Source organism: Streptomyces sp. DSM 116793 (assembly GCF_057320905.1).
Genome location: NZ_CM170494.1, coordinates 2,810,844 through 2,828,162 on the forward strand (window position 1 = coordinate 2,810,844; position 17,319 = coordinate 2,828,162).

At 65.0% G+C, this 17,319-nt stretch carries 8 protein-coding genes, 1 tRNA gene and 2 pseudogenes; 2 read left to right on the forward strand and 9 right to left on the reverse strand.

Features of this window, described 5'->3' with window-relative positions; genetic code table 11:
* Positions 1–8: 8 nt before the first annotated feature.
* Positions 9–104 (reverse strand): annotated as a pseudogene (locus ACSMXW_RS11200) (IS982 family transposase); the annotation flags it as partial.
* Positions 105–159: 55 nt separating this feature from the next.
* Positions 160–762 (reverse strand): hypothetical protein, encoded by a 603-nt coding sequence (locus tag ACSMXW_RS11205; RefSeq protein WP_485805722.1) that lies wholly within the window; start codon positions 760–762, stop codon positions 160–162.
* Between the two features lie 278 nt (positions 763–1,040).
* On the opposite strand from ACSMXW_RS11205, the gene ACSMXW_RS11210 reads away from it, so the two are divergent.
* Positions 1,041–1,508, forward strand: a complete 468-nt coding sequence (locus ACSMXW_RS11210) for an integrase core domain-containing protein (protein WP_485805724.1) — start codon at positions 1,041–1,043, stop codon at positions 1,506–1,508.
* Between the two features lie 90 nt (positions 1,509–1,598).
* Here the strand turns inward: ACSMXW_RS11210 and ACSMXW_RS11215 are convergent, their stop codons facing one another.
* The 4 genes from ACSMXW_RS11215 to ACSMXW_RS11230 form a co-directional block, all read right to left on the reverse strand.
* A complete protein-coding gene (locus ACSMXW_RS11215; RefSeq protein WP_485805726.1) occupies positions 1,599–2,171 on the reverse strand; it encodes a DUF4328 domain-containing protein in 573 nt (190 codons plus the stop codon).
* A 98-nt stretch (positions 2,172–2,269) separates the two neighbouring features.
* Positions 2,270–2,527, reverse strand: a complete 258-nt coding sequence (locus ACSMXW_RS11220) for a MafI family immunity protein (RefSeq protein WP_485807966.1) — start codon at positions 2,525–2,527, stop codon at positions 2,270–2,272.
* Positions 2,528–2,548: 21 nt separating this feature from the next.
* A complete protein-coding gene (locus ACSMXW_RS11225) occupies positions 2,549–9,373 on the reverse strand; it encodes an RHS repeat-associated core domain-containing protein (protein WP_485805728.1) in 6,825 nt (2,274 codons plus the stop codon).
* A gap of 112 nt (positions 9,374–9,485) precedes the next feature.
* Complete coding sequence (locus tag ACSMXW_RS11230; RefSeq protein WP_485805730.1) at positions 9,486–13,676, reverse strand: LamG-like jellyroll fold domain-containing protein; 4,191 nt, start codon at positions 13,674–13,676, stop codon at positions 9,486–9,488.
* 953 nt (positions 13,677–14,629) lie between these two features.
* Here ACSMXW_RS11230 and ACSMXW_RS11235 point away from each other — a divergent pair.
* Positions 14,630–14,729: transfer RNA gene (locus ACSMXW_RS11235), tRNA-Lys, on the forward strand.
* Positions 14,730–15,227: 498 nt separating this feature from the next.
* Here ACSMXW_RS11235 and ACSMXW_RS11240 read toward each other — a convergent pair.
* From ACSMXW_RS11240 to ACSMXW_RS11250, 3 genes and pseudogenes are all read right to left on the reverse strand, one after another.
* Positions 15,228–15,737, reverse strand: a pseudogene (locus ACSMXW_RS11240) (hypothetical protein); the annotation flags it as partial.
* A gap of 168 nt (positions 15,738–15,905) precedes the next feature.
* Positions 15,906–16,289, reverse strand: coding sequence for a hypothetical protein (locus ACSMXW_RS11245; protein WP_485807967.1), 384 nt, complete (start codon positions 16,287–16,289; stop codon positions 15,906–15,908).
* Positions 16,290–16,673: 384 nt separating this feature from the next.
* Positions 16,674–17,303 (reverse strand): hypothetical protein, encoded by a 630-nt coding sequence (locus ACSMXW_RS11250; RefSeq protein ID WP_485805732.1) that lies wholly within the window; start codon positions 17,301–17,303, stop codon positions 16,674–16,676.
* Positions 17,304–17,319: the final 16 nt, after the last annotated feature.

A 17,319-nucleotide genomic window follows, 5' to 3' on the forward strand; every position in this document is an offset into this window, starting at 1 on the left:
AGTCCCCTCAGCCTCGGCGGACGGCCGCATCGGCGCGATCCCACCAGAGAGTCGTCGATCTTCACGTACAGTGCAGTGGCGAGGGTTTCGAGGTCTGTCGTCACAAACGGACCAACGAGACCCTCGCTTCATGCTCCCCCAGCCTTCGGACTTACTCGTCTAGACGGTGAGGAACTCGCGCCAGGTCGGACCGGATCGACGTGGTGCCGGGCCCACGCCCGCCGCATGCAAGATCTCCCACACGGTCGAGGCCGCGATCGAGTGACCGAGTCGAGCCAGCTCACCTTGGACCCGCCGGTGCCCCCACCTCGGATTCTCCCGGGCCAGTCGCAGCACGAGGGCTCTGATCGCCGCTCGAGTGGGTGGTCGTCCGGCACAGCAACGATCGCTGTAATCCCACTTATCGGCGATGAATCTGCGGTGCCACCCGAGCAGGGTGGCAGACATCACCGGGAAGACCTCTGCCCAGCGACGTCGAGGTATCAGGCCAGAGAGGGCGGCGAACCAGAGCCGGTCCGCTGGTTCGTAGCGGACCGGGCCATGCAGTTGTCGGCGCAGCACGGCGTTCTCGTGCCGCAGCACAAGCAACTCGGCCTCCTTCGCCGCATCGCGTCGAAGGAGCACCGATGAGACGGTCACCAGCTTCCGGGTCACCTTGTACAGCAGCGACACGATCACGCAGACATGTTCCCAGCCAGCACGAATCACCGCTGCCACCTGCGGCGATGACTTTTCGAGCGGCACAACCGCAAACGACGGCACCTGACCACCGTTCCCGACCCCCGAGCAGCCACCCGGCCCGATCTCATAGTCCGGGACTTCCAGCCCGACCCCACGGCACTGGACGCCCGCTGGTGCGGCGACATCACCTACATCCCCACCGGCGAGGGCTGGCTCTACCTGGCCACGGTCATCGACATCGCCTCCCGCCGCGTCGATGGTCGTCCCGGCGACTTCATCGGCGACCGCCCTGTCAACTCCGTCATCCAACCCGCTGGCCGTCCCACAACACACCCCTCTGATCAGGAGCGTTGCAACGAATGGTTGAACCCAGGCAGTACACCTCGGCGGCGTTCGCGCAGGTCTGTGGCCGGTTTGGGGTCCGCAGGAGCATGGGCCGGGTCGGCTCGAGCTACGACAACGCCCTGGCCGAGAGCCTGTGGCAGAGCCTGAAACGCGAGGCCATCCACAAGACGGTGTTCTCAACGATGAGTCAGGCCCGGCTGGGGATCTTCCGGTCCGGCTGGGGATCTTCCGGTGGCTCACGTACTACAACGCACGGCGCCGTCACAGCGCGCTGTCCTCCCTGTCCCCCATGGAGTTCGAACAACAGCACCACAAGACGGCTAAACTCTCACTCGTGGCATGAACCTCTGTGTCCACATTCCGGGGGTCACCTCAATACCTTACATCCGATGCTTACCGCATTATTTACGCTTCCGGCACAGGTGCGGACGCTACCGGGCCCCAGAACATCGGAAGGGCGACTACTGACGACCACGACATAGCCCGATGAATGGCTCGCTGCTGCCCTACGAGTTCCCGTAGTCACGTTCGAGATCCAGCCATGCAGAGAGGCTCGCCGGCGCCTGGGGCGCTCATGGGCCCGCGCGGTCCATCGCATGCTGCCGAGCCGTGACCTTACGTATCACCAGGATGGCCAGAACCGCTGCGACAACGCCCACAACCTGGTCGTAGACGGAGTATCCGTCCGGGTGCGACTCGAACCTCACGGCAACCGCGGCACCGAGGGTCTTGGCGAGCCACGCCACCCACCAGGCGTCGACGAGCCACGCTCCCTCGGCGGGTCCGCTCGCCCTCCAGATGTCCCGGGCCGTGCGGTGCGGGATCCACCACATGGCCACCGGGATGAACCAACCACCGAGGGCGAAGCCCGGCGAGAACTTGTGCGTGCCCGGGGCGAAGAGCTCGGCATTGATCCGGCAGCGCCGGAACCAGCAGAGGAATACCACGGCGGAGGCCACGAGGAAAGCGATGGAAACGGCCCCGTACTGCCCGAAGGACCGAGATGCGGACCCACCCTGTGCACCCACCACGAGTTGCAGGACGGCTTGCATCGCAATCAGCCCTTGGGCAGCCAGAGCCAAGCGGTGGGCATCGGCAACCGAACCACCATGCACGGCTATGCTGGAGCCGGGAAGGTTGCGCATTGGCTCATTATTCATCTCAACACCCCACGAACCATCGCGCGATCTCCCTTTCAGCACCCAAGAATCCCTGAATTTACCCCAGCGGGGAACAGTTGAACCTACTCGCACACTAGCTCGCGGATATGCTCAACCAGCCCCTCAGAACCCATGACTTCCGACGCTCGCAACAGCCTTCCGTAATAGGAGGCACTGATGTGCAAATTATCCTCATAGATCCAAGAGCACATGGTGTCGAAAGCGAGTGCGTATTCACCAACCTCCAGAAACTCCCGAACATTCTTGATGACGTCAGGATCGGACAGTGGAGAATCTTCCAACAGGCTGGAAATCTCACTTCTGTACCGCATCGGATCCATCACTAACCTCGCCCTCTCAGTCTACCGAACCGGGAATCCGGTCACGACCCGGCCAGTGGCCGGTTCGTAGATGACACGGATTGTGACCCCGTCCGAGGTTCCCTCAATCTTCCATCGAGAAGGATCGCCGTTCTTTGTGTACAGCGACCCCTTCTTTCCGGACTGCTGCGTCCAGACACTCGAGGGGCTGGTAGCCACGTCTGCCACGCTATCCAGAATCTTCTCCGTATCCCAATCGGGAGGGAACACCGTCTTCCCGACCTGCCCCGGCCACTTGTGCCCACCCGCGGTCCGGTCACCGTGGATGATGTGGAACTGAGCCTGACCATCGATGAGGTCGCGCCCACCGCCCGTGGGACAGTTCGAATTGTGAACGAGAACCGGCGTCTCGCCGGCCAGCACGTAGTACGTGTGGAGCTCACCGACAGTGAGATTAAACATATCGGCTGCACCCGTTTGCGGAAAGACCCCAACGACTATTACGCGCTGTTTGGTGACAGTGTCGAGGAGGTGTCCCGGTATAAGCTTTCCAGCTGGCACCCAGGCATGGGCCGTAGCATCCCAGAACGGGTGGTTATAGGTGGTGTGAAGTATTCGAGCAGGCCCCCCATCCTGCTGGATCTTGAGGTCGACGAGGTCCTCGTCCCGATGTACCAGGCGGGCGGTTACGGTACGAGCCCCGCGATGCTTTCCGGTTTCGGGGTCCGCCGCTTCGACCTTGTCGCCCGGCTTGATCTTGCCGATGGGTTTCTGGTGTCCGTCTTTCAGCAGAACCTGTGTGTCGGGGCTGAAGCTGCAGATGGCTTTCGCTGCCTTGCCCAGCGCACCGATGAAGCGGACCGATCCCGCCTCGACGGCGCCCAGGTCCCAGGTGGAGATTGCCTCTCCCAGCACGTCGCACTCGTCCTGGTTCCCCTTGACGCAGCGAACCCAGGGGACAACGACAGTCATGTCGCCGAGCGCGAGCAGAAGGTCCTTGGTGAGATGCTTGTCGGCGTCGATCTCCGCCTGGGTGTAGCAGACGTCGTTCTTCGGGCTCGGGTCGAAGGCGTTGCCGTAGCACTGGTTGGGGTTGAAGAAGTAGTCGTAGATCTGCTTGACCTTCTTCTTCTGGTCCTTCGTCAAGCCCGGGCTGCTGCTGCTGCGTGTGGTCTTCGTGGGGTGGTCGGGGAAGCCGTCGCCGTTCTGGTCGTTCTTGGGGCAGGCGGGGTTGTCACCACCGCAAGCGAGCTTGAGGCCTGTGGGGTCGCTGTAGGTGATGGGGCTGCTGTTGGCGTAGGCGTATGCGTTGAGCTGCTGGGGGTCCGTCGGATCCAGCACGGGGTCGACGGACAGGAAGCGGCCCGTGGCGGGGTCATAGTCGCGTGCGCCCAGGTGGACGAGGCCCGTGCTGTCGTCCTGGGTGCCGCCGACGAAGCCCTTGTCTCCTGGCCAACTCGTGGGTGATTTGCCGCGGGCCGCGCCGAAGGGCGTGGACCGGCGCTGCTGAACGGTCTGATCACCCGCGTCGATGGCGAGTTGCGATGTGCCGTTCTGGTCGCTGATGAGGAAAGAGAGCTTGTTGTCGTTGGTGCGGATCGCCTGGTTGCCGCTGCCGAGGTCGTAGTAGCGCGTCGCCTTCGGGGTGGTGGCGCCCTTCGCCAGGGTGATCTCGGTGGTGCCGAGGTAGAGGGTGGTTCCGAGGTTCGTGCGGGTGATCAGGCGGTTGCCGTCGGCGTCGTAGACGTAGGAGGTCGTCGTGGTGCCGCCGCTGCCGTCGGGCTTGGCCACCTGGGCGAGGTGGCCTTCGGCGTCCCAGGTGAGGGTCTGTTTGTCACCGCCGATGGTGCGGGTGAAGGTGTTGCCGGCGTCGTCGTAGGTGTAGGTGTCCTGGGAAATGCCGTTCGGACCGGTGGTGTCGACCTGCTGCAACGCGTGGGGCCGCTTGGCCCCCGGAGCCGGGTAGCTGTAGGTGCTTGTGGTGTCCTTGGACGTATCACCTGCCGTGTCGTGCAGGGTTTCCGTCCGGCGGTTGCCGCTGAGGTCATACGTGTACGACTGCCAGTACGGGGCGGGCCCGCCCAGGACCGATGACGACGGGGTCGCCTCACAGGTGGGGGTGGACTGGGCCCATGCTTCGGTGAGGCGGGCGAGGTAGTCGTAGGTGTAGCACTGGTTGTCGGTGCCGTCGCGTGACACGTCCGAGATGGAGGTGATGTTGCCCGCTTCGTCGTAGCCGTAGGTGGCCGACTTGTCGGTGCCCGGGACGTCGTCGCGCTCGACGCTGGAGTTGTGCAGGCGCTGGGTTCCCCACTCATAGGAGTCGGTGACTTTTGTCGCCTTCCCCCCGGCCGCCTGGTAGGTGTACTGCAACGGCTTGCCGGTGTAGCTGTAGATCGCGTCGGTGAGGTAGGTCGCTCCATCACCGGCGCCGATCGTCTTCACCCGCAGCACGTCGTCATATGTCGGTGAGATCGTTTCCGTCGGCAGGCCGCCTGCAGCTGGGTAACTGGTGGACTGGACCGTGCCGTCGACGTTGTACTGGACGTTCGTCTGGTACGAGCCGGCCAGTTCCTTCTCGGAGGCGGGGATCGTGACGGTGGTCCGGTGCGACCGGTAGAGCGTGTCGTAGAGGCTGTACGTCGTGGTGTACGCGGAGCCGTCGGCTCCGCCGACGTAACGGGTGGCGGAGGCCAGTTGCCCCTTGAAGCCGCTCGGATCCCAGACGTGCTTGGTCAGTAGCGTCCCGGAGGCGTCGCCGTCGTGGGTCTCGATCTCCCGGTCGAGACCATCATAGACGTGGGTGATCTTTTCTTGGTTGGCGTCGATTGTGTGGTCGAGCTGGTTGCGGTCGTTGTAATACGAGTCGGTCTCGCCCTTGTCCGGGTCGATCGCCACGGTCTGGTTGCCTCGCTGGTCGTATTGGTAGGACCAGACGTTGCCGGCCGGGTCGGTGAGCTTGGCCAGCTTTCCGGCCGGGGTGTACGCGTAGAGCGTCTTGTCGGCCGGGCCGGTTGGGGTGGCGGCGTGGTACTGCCACAACTCGGTGGTGTGACCGCGGGCGTCCGTGACCGTGGTGGTGGGGGTGGCGCCCTTGGGCGGGGTGACGGTGGTGCGGTCGCCGCCGTAGGACGTGGTGGTCGTGGACAGGACAGTGCCGCCGTCGCCGTTGCCCGCGATCTGCTGGGACTTCGAGATGCGGCCGAGACCGTCGTAGGTGTTCCAGGTCTGTGTTTCCACAGCCAGGGCGTTGTCCAGGTCCAGCAGAGCGCTTGAGGGGCTGCTGGTGTTGTAGTAGGGCGCGAAGGTCTTGGCGGTCAGGCCGCGTTCGTCGTAGAAGGTGTCGCTGAGCAGTCGGCCGCCGTCCGGCCCGGGTGCCTGTGTCTGCCGCTCCCGCAGGAATCCGTCGTACAGGGTGTACGAGGTTCGGCGGCCGGTCCCGTACAGGGTGGTGGTGCCGACCGCGACCGGCTTGCCGTCATTGATGGTGTAGGAGAACTCGTAGTTCGGGGTGTCGCGGTTGGCCTGGGATCGGTTCGGCAGCCACACCTTCGTGGTGCGCCCGAGCGCGTCGTACGTGGTGTCGGTGCGCTTGTTGTTCGTGTCCATGACCGTGATCGGCAGGCCGCGGACCGTGTCGTAGGTCGTGGTGGTGGTCTGTGCCGTGGTCGTGGCACCCGCGGTGGCCGGCGGGGTGGTGACGGTGGAGGTTGTGGGGAACCCGGATGTCGGGGTGTACTCCGTGGTGGTCGTGCGGCCGTCCGAGCGGGGGGTGCGTACCGGGGCGGTGGTCTCGGTCGCGGTGACGGTGGCTGTGATGTCCGTGGAGGTGAGCTGGCGACCGTAGCTGTCGAAGGTTGCACCGGCCTCCAGGTAGGTGGCGGTGGTCCCGTCATGCGACTTCAGCGACGCCGTGCGCGTGGCGCTCCCCTGTGTGGGTGCGACCGAGTAGTCCTGCCCGTCGTAGGCGGTCCTGACGTCTGAGATGACGTCCTTGGAGCGGTCAGGTGTATCGGCGCACTTGACTGCGACGGTCTCCGCTCGGGACGGCCTGTCGAGGATCCAGTCGGTCGTGTTGTCGACGTACGTGGTGCGGGTGCACTGGTTGTCCTTCGCCGTCGACTCGTCGCCGAAGTCGTCGGTCTGGACGACGCGTCCGGCGACGTCGTCGAAGCTGTTCGTCTTGTACGTGGTGCGCCACTTGCTTCCCGCGCCGTCGTCGAGAGAGGTCCATGTGCGGGTGGATGCGGTGCCGGTCAGGTTGGCCGTGACGGTGCCCCAGGAGCGGGTGCGGGAGGCCGTCTGGTGGTGCCAGGGGGTGTTGACGGTTTTCTCCAGGACCTTGCCGCCGGGGCCGCTGTACTGCTCGGTCTTGTACTCGAAACCAGCCGCCGAGTCATGATCAGTGATGGTGCCGCCGTTGTCGTCGGAGACGGTTACCGACTTGGTGCCCCCGGACGGCGATGCCTTGTCGCCGTCCATGCCGCGCAGGAAGTAGTGGTCGGTCTGCGACTTCATGCCGACGGGGTCCTGGCCGCCCGTCTCCACCCTGACGTGGGCGTAGCCACGCCAGGTGGACCAGGTCTTGTACTTCTCCTTGGTCAGCCCGTCATCGTCGTCGTAGTGCCAGGCCGCCCCCTCGGGGTAGTAGTAGCGGGTGACCATTTCCGGTGAGGACTTGGTGCGGTCGGTCTGGGTCACCGAGTTGACCACGTACTTGTTGAACCACTGGAGGGTCGGGTCGGCGTCGCCTTCCTTGGTGTAGTACACCGGGAAGCAGCGGGTCGTGTTCGTCTCCGGCTTCGGCAGGTCGGAAGCATTGCAAGCCGCGGTGGAGTACTCCACCGCCAGTTCCCCGCCCGACTCGTCGGAGATGCCCGACAGGCGTTCCTTGATGAACGGGGACGTGTCGTCTCCGTCGATCTTGAGGCGGTTGGTGCGCTGGTCGTAGTCGAAGGTCACCTTGGGCAGGGTGACGCTGGGAGTGGTGGACATCCCGGTGTGCTGCAGGGAGTCCAGCAGCAGCTGGTAGTCGATGTCCGAGGTGCCCCATCGGTAGGTGAGCGCCCAGGTGTCGACCGGGGCGTAGCTGCCGTCGGACTGCAGGACCTTGGTGGTGACCGCCGCCAGCCGCTCGCGGGTCCAGAAGCTGGGTGAATAGGACTTGGTGCAGTCCTCCCCGGAGGTGCAGTGCAGGTCCCATGGGGTGTCGTACCAGTAGAACGACTTGTCGTCGATGGTCGAGGCGTCACAGGTGACGCCGGTCTCGGGCAGACAGCGTTCGGCGGGGGTGAAGTCCACCCTGGCCAGGGCCTTGGTGCCGTACACGGACGACGACTTCAGCCCGTAGTCGATGTGGTCCAGGTATCCGCCGCGGTCATAGACCGTCTCGTCCGAGGGTGTCCGGTTTCTGGCGTAGTAGTTGGTCTCCTTGTCGTAGTAGTAGGCGATCGCGTTTCCGTGGGCGTCGACGGCGTAGTCGAGGTTCCACCGCCAGGCTTGCCGGCACCAGGAGTCGGCGAAGGTGTTAGCGTGGCACGGTTCTTCCGAGTCGTCGCCGTAGACCGGTACCGTCCACGTCGAGTCGGTGGTCTTGTCGCCGCTCGACCAGCCGGGCAGTTTGTTGTAGCCGAAGTAGTAGCGCGTGCCGTCGGTGGTGGTGACCCTCCAGTACTCCTGGTCGTCGTCACCGTTGTCCCGGGTGGTGCCGTGCAGCCGGTCGACCTTCGTGCCGTCGTCTGCCTTGAGCCGGAAGGAGTCCTTACCGGTCGCGATCAACTCCCGGGAGTGGCCGTTGAACGACAGCGTGGCGTTGTCGTACGCCCAGCACACATCACCCGGCTTGGTTCCGTCGGCGTTCTTCACCCCGTCGTCGTCGCAGGGTTTGTAGCTGCGTTCGATGGACCCGGGCCACAGGTTGAAGCCGTCACCGGCCCATGACCCTTGGTTGTTGCTGTTCGAGGTACGGCCGTCGACGGCCCCGGAGGAGTAGGACAGGCCGACCGTCGGAGCGAACTTGCCCGGGACGCCCGGCACCGGCATGTCGTAGGTCCACGAGAAGTCCCCGCTGTTCAGGTCCGTCTGCCAGGAAGACGAGGCGGACAGCTTCGTGGCCTTGTAGTCGCCCTGATCACTGGCCGTTCCCGCGGTGGCCGCCAGCAGCATGGGTGCAGCACTCTCCGGTACCGACAGGCTCACGGCGTCGGCGGTGAGAGTCTTCGCCTTGACGTCGTTGTGCGAGGCGACCGGTACAGCCGTGGAGCACTTCTTGTCGTCCGGGTGAACCGCGGCGCAGGAGGGCAGCCGCACCAGCTTCAACCGGGCCGCGTATCCACCTCCGTAGACTTGCGCGAAGGTCGAGTAGTCCACGCGGATGCCGACCCTGTCACCCTGGGCCCCTGACTGGCGCTGGAGGGAGAACAACAGGCCGTCGACACCCGCGCGCCGCGTGGTCTTCTGGTCGAGGACGCGGATGGTGGCCTTGCCGGACAGCGGGGCATGGGAGGTCTTGCTCGTAGCCGACGACGTGTGGGACGCGGCCTTCGGTGTGAGCAGGGAGACCGGCAGGTTTCCGGCCCGCACGGTGTCGGCTTTCGCACCGGGCTGGAGTGACACGGTGGCGGTGCCCGCCGTGGCCCAGGTGTGTCTGGGCGTGCTCTTCGGGACACGGGGCTCGCTGTCGCTCGCACGAGCGAGCGGTGCCACCCCGTGTCCGGACAGCGGCTTCTCCGCGGTGGGCACGCGGGAGTGGTCGCCGGCTTCGGCAGGGGGGACCACTGCGGCCTGCAGGACCGATCCCACCAGGACGGCGGGAACGAGGAGGGCGACCCGGCGCCGCACGCCGGCCGACAACATCCGTGCTCGCATCACGATCGTTCCGTCCTCATCCCTCACGTATCGCCTTTCGCCATACGAGAGCTACGCCGAGCTACTAAGGGTGTGCTTATCGTGGGCAGTCGATGGTGCGGTGGATAGCGGGTCAGAGCCCTGTCGTGGTGTCCAGGTCTGCGCCACCGGAGAGCGCGGCGATCTGCCGCTCGTCTGCGGCTCCCTGCAGGACCCACACATCGTCGATGGCGCCACTGAAGTACTCGCCCCACGTACTGGCGCCGGTCTTCAGCCGGCCCAGCTGGAGGCCCTTGGTGGCAGCGAAGGGCAGGACCGAGGCGTCCCACGACACCTGCTCCGTGCATGCGGGGTCGTCGGGCTCGCCGTCGTCGTCATCGTCCGGGCAGGACCTGGCCTGCGTCTGGCCGTCGACGTAGAGGGTCATCCTGCCGGCGAAAGCGTCGTAGACGACGATGATGTTGTTCCAGGAGGTGTTGTTCTGGAAGTTGGTGTGCTCCGCGATCGTGGTGACCGCAGTACTGCTGTCCGTGCTGGCCATTACCAATTGCCAGCGGCCGGCGTCGGCCGGGTCGGTCTCGTCGGGCACGTACCGCACCGCGAACCCGTTCGTGTTGACCCCGGCCATGCTCATCACCGTGACCGGTTTGGTCGGCCGGCTGGGAGCGGTCACCCAGGCGGAGACGGTGAAGCTCTTGCTGGTGTCGATGGGCGAGGCGCTGGTGGCCGCGTAGCCACTGCTGGTGCCGTTCAGGGTCAGGTCGCCGCTGCCCACCACGTTGCCGAAGCTGGTGGTGTCGACGCCCGCTCCACTGCCCAGGGTCAGCGGATGCGTGGTGTGATCTTCCCGCACCAGGTCGTCCGGAGAGGAGGTCGGGCTGCCGGAGACGGAGTCCAGCTTCCAGCGGCCTTCCACCGTGGCCTGGCTGTCGAACATCGCGGCGATCTCCGGCGCGGACAGTGCCCGATCGTACAGCTGTACGTCGGAGATCTGGCCGGGGAAGAAACTACCCGGCTTGCCGCTGTAGTCGCCCGCACCGATCTGCACCGGCCCAGCGCCGTAGAACGGCGCGTCGAACTTCGTCGTCGCCACCCACGTGCCCTGGACATACAGCCGCAGGTCGTTGGTCACGGCATCGTAGGAGCCCACAACGTACGTCCACTCCCCGCCCGGAGCCAGATCCGGGTCGCCCTGGGCGGCGCGCACCGGTGTGCCGTCGGCGCTGTCCTCCGTGTACTGGTTGAACGACCAGCCGTAGGTGGCGGAGTAGTACAACTCGAATCCGGGGTTCACCGTGCCGGTCTGGGTGGCGACGATCGCTGCGTGTGTGGGCTTGGTCTTGGACAGCTTCGCCCAAGCCGCCACGGAGAAGCTGTCCTGGTTGTTGAGGTGGGGACTTGTGGTGGTCGCGTAGTCGTCCACACCGTCCAGGCTCAGCGCGGCGCCTTCTCGACCCGGCTTGCCCGGCGTGGCACCTCCCTTGAGGACCGCTGGGTTCACGTCCGCGCGGCCGTGCACCTGCGTCGTCGCGTCACCGTTGGTGTCGGTGGCCGACTCGTCCAACGGGAACACCGCGCGTGCCGGGCGACCATCACCGAGGGGCTGCTGGTTGTACAGATCGGTGACCTCCCCTTGGGCCAGCGGCTTGTCGAAGAGGCGGACCTCGTCGACCGTGCCGGGAAAGAATGATCCCGGCTGGCCGCTGTAGGAGCCTGCGCCGATCTGCAGGCCGCGACGCGCGTCCCAAGGGGTGCTGTAGGACGTGGTTCCGGCCAGTGTTCCGTTGACGTACAGCTTCATCTCGTCGGAGGCGGTGCTGTACGTACCGACGAGATGTACCCACTCCCCGGCATTGACTCCGCCCGCGGCTGCCTGCATGGCGCGTATCGGCGTGGCCGACGCGGTGTCGGCCGTGTACTGGTTGAACGCCCACCGGTCGTACGTCTTGGAGTAGTACAACTCGAAGCCCGGGGCGTTGTTCCCCGGCTGCGCCGCGATGATCGCCGCCCCATCCGGCATCTTGTCAAGCTTGGCCCACGCAGAGACAGAGAACCCGATGGACGTGTGCACCGTCGGAATGTCGGAGACCAGGTAGTCGTCCACCCCGTCCAGGGACACCGCGGTCCCCTTCACACCCGGAACGCCCAGAGTGGGGCCACCCCTCATATCGAGGATGCGCTCGCCGGCACTGCCCTCGGCCTGCGTCACGCCGGAGGCTTCATCCAGCTTCCATTCGGCCCGGGCCGGCTGCCCCGGTTTCGCACGGAACGCATAACGTGTGGGCTCACTTCCGTTGCCCGCCGAATCGAAAGACTGAACATAAAGGATGTTCGTGCCGGACCTGGTCGGCCGGAAGCTCAGCGTCCGGGCCGCACCGCCCGATGTGGTCACCGTGTTGTCCGACGACGGTTCCTCGTTGACCCCGTACAAGTACTTCGTCACGCTCGTGTCCGACGAGGAGACGGTGAAGGTGCCGTAGCGGCCCACGCCGTCGTAGACAGGATCGTTCGGATCACTGTCGTCCTTGGCCGGGTAGTCCCCCGAGGTGATCGTCGGCCCCTTGGGCACGCTGGTGTCCCAGACGAAGAAGCAGCCCGTCGCCGAGCCTGCTCCCGACCAAGGTGAATAGCTGTAGTACTTGCCGTCGTCGTAGTCGACGGCCCGCGCGTACCAGGCGATCGTCTTGTTCTGCGGGATCTCCTTGTCGTTCGAGAGTGTCTCGGTCAGGCGTGTGCTGAAGTCCCTGCCGGAGGCGCGGGGCGTCAGCTTGGCCGAGGTCCACTGGGCCTTGAAGCCGCTGCCCGCGTCCCACCAGAGCTGGAACTGCACACTGACCTGATCCTTGTCCGGGTCCGTGACGTTGTTGGCCTCGATTTGCGGCAGCGAGCGGATCGTGACCTTCTTGGCGGACGTGTGACAGGTGCCTCCGGGCTGCATCGACAGCTGGCTCATCGCGATCTGCTTCGGCGGCTGGTTGTACTTCACGCGCAGATAGGCGTCGTCCGAGAACCGCTTCCAGCCGTACTCGTCGTCCTCGTGGGTCGCCTTCAGGCCGAACGACGTGTACTCCGAGTCGTGCGAGGCGGCGTACTTCACTCCGTCTGTCGCATCGAACTCCACATCCCCACCCGGGCACGTGGAGTCGTAGCCCTTCGCCACGTCACGGGAGTCGAGGTTGTCCAGCCAGTTGTCGTCCGAACTGTTCCATGTGGTATCCGAGTTGAAGGACTTCGTACGCCACAGTTCAACCGCGCGGCCGTCGCACGAGCCGGACCAGGTCTCATGCGCCACGAAGGTCGCGCTGAGGATCGACTTCCCGGCGAACCGTGAGGTCGGGAACTTGTAGAAGAGGCGCTTGACGTCGTACGGCTCGCAATAGTTCCAGCCGCAGTACCCGACACCAGCATCCGAGTCCCCGTTGAACCGCCACTGCGCCGAGGACGCCCAGTAGCGGGACACCATCGTCCACTCCCCCGCCTTCGGTGTGTAGGTCTGCGGATCGATGTAGACGGGGAACGTCGTGTCGGAGCCGGTCAGCAACCCCTGATCCGGCGTGAGCTTCAGCTCGCTGCCGTCCGAGTCAACGTCGACGCTGATCGGTGCCACCTTCGCCGCGTCCCCTGGGCCGTCCGCGCCGTCCTGCTTGGTCGAGGTCTGGGGCGATGCAGCGAAGTCGTCCTCGGTGCTTTTGCGGCTCTGGGTGTGCGCCGCCTCCGTGGGCGCTGCCCGCGTGGAGTCCCACATCAAGGGCTTGGCCGCCTGGAACACGACGCCACCCGCGGCCTCGTCGATCGCCTCCAGCCCACCGGAGTCCGTGTTCCGCAGATCAAGCCCCGGAGAGTCGACACCCAGCTTCAACTCGGCAAGTTGCGGATTCTTCGCCGCCTCCGGGGTGTTGACCACCAGAAGCTCCGAGAAGCCGTCCGTGGTCGCCCGCATCTTCAGATCGACGTCCGGCAGCACATTCGCGTACGTGGCCGTGTTCCCGTCGAGTGTCGGAGCCGGCAGTACCGCCGGCCAGGAGAACGACAACTTCTTCCCCGCTCGCTCCAGCGTGACCAGTGGGTCGGTGCCGCCGCCGGAGAAAGCCATCCCAACCGCAGCCGCATTCGGGCTCACCGAACCGTCAGGCTGCTTGGCCAGCGTGTTGTCGATCGCCTTCCACTGCCCGTCGAGCCGCGTCCGGATCGGCTTCAGATGCTGGACCTCCTCCAACTGGCCGTCCGGGGTCGCGTACACCTCGCTTGACTCGGTTCGCAACGAGGAGACCTCGACGTTGGTGCCGCCCGCCTCGGCCGCGTCCTCAGCAACGGACAAGGTCACCGCTGACCTGGTCCCACCCGTGCTCGCCACAGCGGCCGACTGCGCCTCAGCGCGGGCCTGGCTGCCGACACCCGTCAACGGCATGACACTCGCCACCACCGCGGCTGCGACCACCGCGATCAGCGATCTGGCTGTGCCGCGCCGCTTTCGGGACGCACCCATCTCCCCACCCCTCCCCAGACCCCACAGAGCCCCCACCCTGAAAGCACAAGATCCTCACAGGCGAGAGGACCTTATCTGGCACTTGATTGAACACGTCAAGGTCCGCCAACCGCCCCTCCAGATCACCCCCGAGGCCGACCAGAGAGCCACTCTGGCCAACGAACAAGCGGCGCAACTAGGTGGGAAACAGCACCTATACGCCACTTCGAAGCAGGCCGATATCCAGACATAGAGCGTATGCGGGTAATCGACATTGAGACACCCACTGAAGGCGTCTCGACCGCGAATGCCCGCCGTGGCTTTACCTAAATTTGAAGCCTACTTCAGACCGAATTAAGCCGAAGATTCACCACCAACCGGCAGGAAGGCGACAGTTAAGAGCTCACGCCGCCGGTGACTCGGCTGCACAAATCGCGGACCCCGGAAGCTACGACGTCCGCCTGACGAGGAGTCTCCTCGGACCAGGGCGAGTGCGGCACATGATCAGCCCTCGCTTGCAGCCCCAAACGGCTCGCCCCCGTGGCCAAGTGCCAGCCGCGCTACCGGTTTGACTGAACGACCATCTGGATCGCCAGTCGACCAACGGCCGTGCCGTCTTCCCCGCTTCCCCCTGCTCCGCGCCCCGCCGGAGACTCCCATTTACTCTCGAGCCAAGAGTCCTCTGCGCTTGACTCTCGCGGATCCATGACGCAGGCAGATGGGTCCGCGATGGGGCCGAATGCCATGGAACACGTCAGCGCACTGCGGCACCATCTGGATACGCCCCTCGGCCGCAACCTGTATATTCTCGTGCGGGATGACTTTGGTCGGCACATGCTGGCACTGACCGAAATAACCACCAGCTGACTCTTAATCAGCGGGTCCGGGGTTCGAGTCCCTGGCGGCGCACCAGCCTTCACCGGGCTGACCTGGGCGTTCTCGGTTTCCGAGGACGCCCTTCGGCGTTTCAAGATCGCGTATGGGTCCGAAATGGGTCCGTGTGCGGGAGGCGCGTCGGTGGGGGCATTAACTGGTCGGAATTGCGTGTCCCCACTCTGTGCACAGCGTGCATCGACCATTGAGGTCCTCCGACAAAAGCACCTCACCGTCCACACCCCCGCGTGTGGCAGGAGGCGTGGGCGGTAGGTAGGCCGGCACCCATCGGACGGGGCACGAGCTGCGGTCCGCGCGAGGTCAGAGGCGGCGCAGACGCGTCGAGGCTGGTGCCGAGCTGTGTGCGGGCGGCTGAGTGAGGGTCTGGAGCTGGGCCTGCATGCCGGTCGGGAGGTCGACCGTGGGCTGCCAGCCCAGCACAGACTGGGCGCGGCGGGAGTCAGCGCGGGTCGTGGGGACGTCGCCGTGACGTGCTGCGCCGGCCTGGAAGTGGATCTGGCGGCCGGTGAGGGCGTTGGCAGTGTTGATGACGTCGATGACGGTGGAGGCGGCGATCTTGATGCCGAGGGTGGCGAGCTCGCCGTGTACGCGGCGGTAGCCCCAGGATGGGTTCTCCCGAACCAGGCGCAGGATCAGAATGCGGATCGAGCGAACGGTGGGCGGGCGACCTGATCCCTTCGGTCGGCAGGTGCGGGCATGGCGCCGCTTGATCAGATCCCGGTGCCACCGCAGCACGGTGTCGGGCTGGACCAGCAAACGCATCCGACGCAGAACCTGGCACGGAAGCGGCACCAGCAAACGCATCCGACGCAGAACCTGGCACGGAAGCGGCACCAGCAGAGCGGCCAGGAAAGCCCGGTCTTCCGACGCGAACTCCACCCGGCCCCCACCGAGCTGCCGCTCAAGGACCATGATCTGATGGCGCAGGGCGAGAATCTCCGCGTCCTTGTCGCGATCGCTCATCGGTAGCAGCCGCAGCGCGGCGAACGCGTTGGTCACGGTCAGGTAAGCAAGACGAAGCAACACGAGCACTCATCCTGCCGCACCACCGAACACGCCCCTGAGCTGCATGGATGGAATTTTCGGCAGGCGCAGTGGCGCGACTCATGCTTGCTCCCGATGGCGTGAACCGACCGAAATCAGTTTCCGAGGTTTCCGTGTGCCCTGCCATCACTCATCAACGGGTGAGAAATGTTATGCCGACCCGAAGACGTACCGCACGAGCTCCCCGTCCTTCTTGGGAACCGCCAGATCGTACGTCCCATCGGCCGTGCCGAGTTCGTAGCGCACGAACTTCGGCCCCATCGGAACCTTCCCACCCGTCGGACTCAGCCGAAACGGTGGCCTCAGAGTCGCAGTCCGACCGCCCCGTGCGTCGCTCCAGACCGGTTCCTCACCGATGGTGAGCCGCAGGTATCCCCGTCTCAGTCGAGCGATCTGCTTACCCTTGCCGACCGCGACGGTAACAGTTCCTCCGATGCTCCGGGTGAATCCGACAACGTGAAGCGACTGCCCATTATCGAAATCCTCGATGTCACGCCCTGGCGTACGCCGCCGGATCCGCGCCCAGCGCAACATCACGTCCACCACTGTCTCCGTACCGGCGGAACGCCGCACGGCCTCTGCCCCCATCAGCCCTACCCTTTCAACGCACATCAAAGAATTACTGCGACGGCCCGGTATCCACGATCCGCCACGACATGCACGACCAGTTACCGGGCTGGGAAAGATGCTCTTGGAACGGTACGCAGCTCCTCAATGCGTATCGCCCTCACCTGTCGCCCTATTCCCTGGAATCCGATCACGAGCGCCGACGCCTCAGAAAATGGATGACGCATGCCAACGCACGCTCGAATTCTTCCATGCTCATCATGCATTCCATCTGCCATCTTCGACAGGAAGCCTGTTGTCAATGCCAGCTGTACCCGGTCAGGGGCGCCTGGGCGTGAGCCTCGTCCGCCATTATTCGACAACCCCCCGGAGAAAGGCGGCCGTCGAACCCTGATCACCGAATCCTTCAGCTTCCAGAGCTTGCCTGACGCGCGCCGATTGGATCTCGTCGACGGCGAGAATAGTCACCTGATTCGAGGATCGCCCGGGATTGAGATACGGATGGACAACAACGGCGACCCCGCTCGACGTCCACCATTTTGCTTTTTCTCCAGACGCGGCTACATCTGCAGGAACATCACCAATGGCAGCGACTATATCGGCTGGATTGAAATCAGAGATGGCAACGTACCGCCACCCTCGGATCTCATGCCAGGCCGCACAATCCTCGATTAGGTGCTCGACCGAGTCGAAAAGTGGATGAAACTCGGTGGACCACGAACAGCCCACTTGCCCGCCGGCAGACATCACGATCGCGCACTGAACGGAGTCGTGACGTGCCATCCGGAACATCAGGTCACCACGGGCGGTGCGCGCTAGAGACGGCCTGGCACCGGAGCCCAAGGTCAGGGAGCCGGCAAGGACACCGCCACTCACCCGCATGGTGCGACCACCATAGTACTCATCGAAGGACACCATCCTCGAAACGACCTCTGCAAAGCCCTCGCCAGCCTCCGCCAGTTCAGGGCTGACAGCCGCCATCTCGCCTCGGATCGGC